This window comes from Kaarinaea lacus (assembly GCF_975902315.1).
Genome location: NZ_CDLKIE010000132.1, coordinates 1 through 6,351, shown reverse-complemented (window position 1 = coordinate 6,351; position 6,351 = coordinate 1). Strand labels below are relative to the sequence as shown.

5 protein-coding genes are annotated in these 6,351 nt (G+C 46.9%); all 5 read right to left on the bottom strand.

Going from position 1 to position 6,351, the window contains the following annotated elements; genetic code table 11:
- The coding region (locus tag ACWVCM_RS03635; protein ID WP_455200350.1) for an efflux RND transporter permease subunit at window positions 1-2,795 on the bottom strand (2,795 nt) is incomplete at its 3' end.
- An 89-nt stretch (window positions 2,796-2,884) separates the two neighbouring features.
- Window positions 2,885-3,958 carry an efflux RND transporter periplasmic adaptor subunit gene (locus ACWVCM_RS03630; RefSeq protein WP_455200349.1) on the bottom strand — a complete coding sequence of 358 codons (1,074 nt, stop codon included), beginning with the start codon at window positions 3,956-3,958 and terminating at the stop codon, window positions 2,885-2,887.
- A 40-nt stretch (window positions 3,959-3,998) separates the two neighbouring features.
- Entirely contained in the window at window positions 3,999-5,282 is a 1,284-nt protein-coding gene (gene hemL, locus ACWVCM_RS03625; protein ID WP_455200348.1) for a glutamate-1-semialdehyde 2,1-aminomutase, read from the bottom strand.
- Window positions 5,283-5,352: 70 nt separating this feature from the next.
- The gene (thiE, locus tag ACWVCM_RS03620; protein ID WP_455200347.1) at window positions 5,353-6,030 is read right to left on the bottom strand and encodes a thiamine phosphate synthase; all 678 of its coding nucleotides are present in this window, start codon (window positions 6,028-6,030) and stop codon (window positions 5,353-5,355) included.
- Window positions 6,011-6,351: bifunctional hydroxymethylpyrimidine kinase/phosphomethylpyrimidine kinase (locus ACWVCM_RS03615; RefSeq protein ID WP_455200346.1), on the bottom strand; the 341-nt coding region annotated here is incomplete at its 5' end. The genes ACWVCM_RS03615 and thiE, both read right to left, overlap by 20 nt.

The following is a 6,351-nucleotide window of genomic DNA, read 5'->3' as shown; positions in this document are numbered from 1 at the left end:
GCAGAATTCACCGCGATACCCGTCAACGCAACAATACCGTACATGGTAAACAAACTTAATGGATTCTGCGTCACAATCAAACCTAATGTTACCCCGGTAAATGCCAGCGGCACCGTGGTTAAAATCATAAAAGGTTGCCAGTAACTGGAAAACTGGGTACCCAGAATTAAATAGATCAACCCTAACCCTAATAAGAATAATATCAGCATGGAATCCATGCTTTCCTGGATATCATCCAGCTCGCCGGAAAAATCCAGATCAATAGTAGGATGATTAATCCTGAATTGTTCCCACTGCTCCTTGATAATGTTATTGGCAACCACTGTATCAGTCATTGCTTTATCCAAATCGGCTTCCACAGTAGTAGTGCGACGAAAGTTGTAGTGCCTTATATTGCCACGTCCTATACCTGTTTCCACCTTTACCAATTGCCCTAACGCAATAACACCACCATTAGGCAGCGCGATTGTACGTTGCAACACACTATCAATATCATTTAATGTACTGGGTACTGCCCTCACTCGCACATCCAGTTCTTCTCCCTGGTGTTGCATACTCGCCACTATTTCACCATCAAACAACAGGCGTATGGTGCGAGCAATGTCCGCTGGATTCAGGCCCGCATTACGTAAGGCCTCAGTGTCAAACTGTAACTGCATCTCCAGTTTACCCGGACTATCATCATCCGACAGGTTTTTACTGCCGGGTATATCGCGAATAATCTGTTTCAGGTCTTCCACGGCACTCTGAATTTCATCAAACTTGTCACCTCTAACTTTCACGCTGATCGGTTTCCCTTTGGGCGGACCACCCTCCATTATAAGAAACGAGATTTTGTTAGGACCAATAGTATTCTCAACGTCGGCTCGTATAGCTTCCACCACTTCTGGTGTTGATCGCATATCAGTCGTTTTTGGATTCAAACTTACCGTGAGCTGCCCATAATGATCACCGAAAAATGGCGCCATTTCCGTAAACATTTGTCCCGATACAGAACTAATGCCGCGCGCTTCTCCAGGCAGCAAATGTTTTCGCACTTTTTGCTCGATTATTTCTACTTGCTCCAGTGTGTCATACAAATTCGTACCCGGCGGCATATGTACATTGACATAAAACAGGCGAATGGGATCGAAGGCAAAGAACTGAATCTTGACCAGGCCAGCGGCAAACGAAGCAATGGTTGCTACAAACAGGACCAACACAACAATGATCGATAGCATCGGCTTACGTAGCGTTTTAACTAAGGCGCGGGAATAATTGATTCTTATCCAGTGTGTTGCCCAAGTGCGCCAGTGATGAAACCGTGAAGGGCTATTAAAGTTTAACTTCGCCATCGACACATGTACTGGCAAAATCCAGTATGCCTCCAGTAAGCTAAGTGCCAACGCCGTAGTCACTACAAACGGAATGACAAACATAAAATCACCAAGTATACCGGGCAACAACATCAAGGGCAGAAATGCTGCCATGGTTGTCATCACCGATGACGTCACCGGGCTAAAAACTTCTCGCAAAGAATCCAATGATGCCTGAATGGTATCCACTCCGCGCTGTATACGGTAATAAATGGCTTCAACGACAACCACCGCGTCGTCGATCAACATACCCAACACGATAACGATAGCAAGCAACACACTTTGATTCAGGGTCTGGCCCGTGTTATCCAGTACAATAAACGTCCCTGCTAAAGTAAAGGGGATGCCAATAACCAGAAAAAATGAAATTCGGGAACCCAGAAAAATCCAGGCTACTACCATGACCAATATGAGACCCAGCAATGCATTACCCTGCATTACACTTAACGCAGTTTGCGTCGGTATGCTTTGATCGTCCAGTAAGACCACACGCACACCGAACTGTTCTACTAGCTGGTTTTTTTGCTCAATATAGTCACGAATATTCTCCACCAAATCCAGGGTATTTACGTAAGCCTGCTTGGTAATACCATAGAGTACAGCTGGCTGACCTTCATAACTCGCCGCTTCAGTGGCGTCTTCCCTTCCCCTGCGTACACGGGCCACTGCATCTACCGGAATACTGCCTTGCGTGCCTATAACGGGTAAGCGCGCCAGGTAGCCGGGATCACTGTCAGTGCCAATTAAACGCACCAGCCACTGTTGATTACCAATTTGCAAATCCCCGGCAGCAGTATCTTTGAAAAAAGCGCTAATTGTATTTGCCAGCTGAGTAGGACTAATACCATTTGCCGGTAACCGCTCCGGAAAAAATTCCACCAGCAATTCTGGCTCTACCAAAGCTGCAGCATTGACGTCATCCACACCTTTTATGCGTTCAATATCTTTTTTAACGTTTAAGGCAGTACGACGTAGTATTTCATCATCGGCTTTTCCAGTAACAACTACTGTCGCGCTGGGAAACGAATTTGCGGAGGTAATTTCCAGTATCTGCGGATCATCAACATCTTCGGGTAATTCGGCATTGGTTTTACTTTGTACCTCGCGTCGCAAATCATTAACACGCTTATCGAAGACTCGTTCAGTAATGTCGTTAAATCGCACCAGAATGTTCGACATATTTTCCCTGCTGGTACTGGAAACAAACTTAATATCAGCAACCTGCGCTATAGCCTCCTCCAGAGGATCAGTCACCAGTTTTTCCACATCTTCCGCCGACGCACCTGGTAAAAACGTCACAATGCTTATCCAGTTAAAATTAATCTCCGGATCCTGCGCGCGCGGCATTTGAATATAAGTAAGCGTACCCACTAACAACACCACGACAAACATTGCGTTTGCTAACACATGGTTTTTTATTAAGCGTCTAAGCAGGTTCATGTGGCAGGTATCGTTGTACTGGTTGGTTGGCGAAACAAATGCTAAATCTCGTTGTTGCTTTACCTTTTGTTGCTACACTATATGTTACTCTACAAAAGCGACACCGCATCCCCGTCTTGCAACTGAAATCGACCCTTGGTGACAATCAGGGTACTCAATGGTAAATCAACGAATGTGGGTCGCCCCTCAACGGCATCGTCAAGCACCATGAATTTTGCCTGCCTGTCTTTATTGACAATAAAAATTCCCAGGCGACCGCCCCTTTGCACCAGTACTTCTGCCGGAATATGCGGTTGCTGGTTTTTCCAGATAAGTTCGCCGGACACACCCACTAACGCCTTTGCTGCGCTAAATATTAAACGGACTTCCTGGGTTCGGGCGGTAGGATCGATGACAGGTAACACACTACGCAGTTGCAATGGATAATTGTTCTTGCGATCCTCAAAATACAATTCGGCTGCGGCATGCAAGGAAGCAATCTGGTAACTCTGTAATTTTGCGGCGACCTCGCGCTGTTGGGCATCCACGATTCTCAACAGCGGGGTGCCAGGATTTGCTAACTCACCTACGCTGACAATCTTCTCTACAATGACCGCATCAAATGGCGCACGAATATTACACTTGGCCAGATTGCGTTTAGCTTGTTGTAGTGACACTTCTCGGGATTTTTTATCCGATTCCAATACCGCCAAATCAGTTTCCCTTTGCTTTAGCAATTCCTCCGACACTGCCTGCTGCTTCTTTAATGTTTGCGCACGTTGCAACTGATACTGTGCAAAATCAATTCGCGTCTCCAACGCAGAAAGTTCCGCCTTTTCGCGCTGTAAAATAAGTTGAAAGTCTTTTTTACGCAACGCGACCAGCAAGTCGCCTTTTTTGACTTGCTGCCCTACTTCTACCGGAACAGATTCCACAATAGCGCTGATTTCTGCACTTAGCTCGCTATCGTTAAGTGCGACAACCGTGGCGGGTGCCTTATATTGAGGATAAATCGCGATGGATTTTAGGTCACGCGCTTCAACTGACCTGTTTTTCGCGGGCGCTGCAAATACAGGTGAAGCAATGCTAACAGCAACAAACTCAATTAGCAGCGTTGCGATAGCAAACCTTAAATATTTTGCAAAATTGTAACCAGGCGGCATGAAAACAGGCATGCGACGCATAACAATCCCTTTGTAATCTGAATACCGTTTAAGTTTGATGTTATTTTAAAGACGCAAATACCTTTTCTGCGGCATCCAGTGTTGCATTAATTTCCTTGTCCGTATGCGCTGCGGATACAAATCCTGCTTCAAAAGCTGACGGCGCCAGGTAAACACCCTGGCTCAGCATACCATGATAGAAAATCTGAAATTGCTCAATATCACACTTTGTGACCTGCTGGAACGTCGTGACCTCATCAGTATCAGTAAAAAACACGCCAAACATACCGCCTACCTGATTCGTGGCAAGAGGGATGCCCGCAGCAGCAGCACGCTGTTTTAAACCATCACATAACATAGCGGCTTTCTGACTCAATCCATCATGAAAACCAGCCTCCTGAATTAAGTTCAAGGTAGTTAAACCCGCTGCCATCGATACCGGATTACCTGATAAGGTACCGGCCTGATAGACCGGCCCCAGTGGCGCAATCTCCTGCATAATGGCTTTTTTGCCGCCAAAGGCACCCACTGGCAATCCACCGCCAATCACTTTACCCAGGGTAGTTAAATCCGGCGTTACACCATAGTGCTGTTGCGCACCACCTAATGCCACGCGAAAACCTGTCATCACTTCATCAAATATTAAAACGGCGCCATGCTTATCGCAGAGTTCACGCAAACCTTCCAGAAAACCCGGTACCGGTGGAATGCAATTCATATTGCCCGCAACCGGCTCCACAATGACACAGGCCACCTGATCGCCCACCTCATCAAATGCCTGCCGCACCTGATCGATATCGTTATAGTTTAGTGTAATGGTATGTTCCGCAAGTGAAGCAGGAACACCAGGCGATGTTGGGACACCCAGGGTTAAGGCACCGGAACCTGCCTTCACTAATAAAGAATCAGAATGGCCGTGATAACAACCTTCAAACTTGATTAATTTGTCGCGCCCCGTGTAGCCACGCGCCAGCCTTATGGCGCTCATGGTGGCTTCAGTACCGGAGTTAACCATGCGCACCATCTCCACTGATGGCACCAGTTCACAAACCAGCTGCGCCATTTCCGTTTCAATAGCCGTTGGCGCACCATAACCAATACCTTCTGCAACAACTGCCTGCACCGCCTTGATGACTTCCGGGTGTTGATGGCCGACAATCATTGGCCCCCAGGACGCCACATAATCAATATAGCGATTGTTATCTTCATCAACGAGATACGCACCTTCACTATGCTTAAAGAAAACAGGATCGCCGCCCACGCCTCGAAAAGCACGCACCGGAGAATTAACACCACCGGGGATATATTGTTGGGCTTGTTCAAATAAGTCATGTGATCGCGTCATGATGAATTCCTTAATTATTGGATTTTGTTTTTGATACTCGTGTTTTTAATTACTTAATCGTTGCATGTTGCTAGCGTGAATCAAAACATTCAGCTATTTGATGCGCCGCCTGCCTGATATCTTCCGCACTACTATTATCTTTGGTACCAAAAATGGCATTAATTACCGCCAGCATATCTGCGCCTGCCGAAACGAGTAGTTTAGCATTTTCCGCTGTAATTCCCCCAATACACGCAATGGGGATAGATAGTTCGGTTTTTGCCCGAATTAGTAACTCGATGTCGGCCTGTACAGCCGATGGTTTGGTTTGAGAGGAGAAAAATCGACCAAATGCTACGTAGTCCGCGCCCTGCTCCTGGGCTCTAACCGCCAGTTCAAGCTGGTTATAACAGGAAATGCCAATAATGGCTGAATCGCCCAGAATTTCACGCGCCTGTACCAGGGATAAATCGCCCTTCCCCAGGTGTACGCCCTGCGCCCCAACGTCGTGAGCCATCGCCACGTCATCATTCACCAAAAAACAAACATTGTGGGTTTCACAAAGCGATTTGATCGCATGCACCTGTTGGCGTCGGGCTGCCTCAGGAAGCTGTTTTTCACGATACTGTACAATCCGCGCTCCACCTTCGATGGCAGCGTGAATTTTTGAGACAAGTTCAGAAGTACTTAATGACTGGAGGCTGGAACAGGGGGTAATTGCGTACAATCCGTACAGCATCGATTTGAATTTATTCTTCGTCGTCTCCATGTGCCCAGAATAACCGGTTGGGTATCGATTGTCCCATTCCGATCCGATATCCGTGACTCAATGCTTCCCAGGTATATTCCTGTGCTTCATAAATGGCATTAGACGGATCCAGCCCCTGAGCCAGCAATCCCGCTATCGCGACTGCCAGCGTACAACCGGAACCGTGAAAACTGTAGGGTAATCGTTCCCAGTTGAAAGACTCAACCAGTTGTTGTTCAGAATACAGGTTGTTTATGACAGTTGGTGTATTTTCATGAGTACCGGTAATCAACACATACTCGCAACCGTGTTCCAGTAGTTCCTGTGCGCAGGCATCCAGGT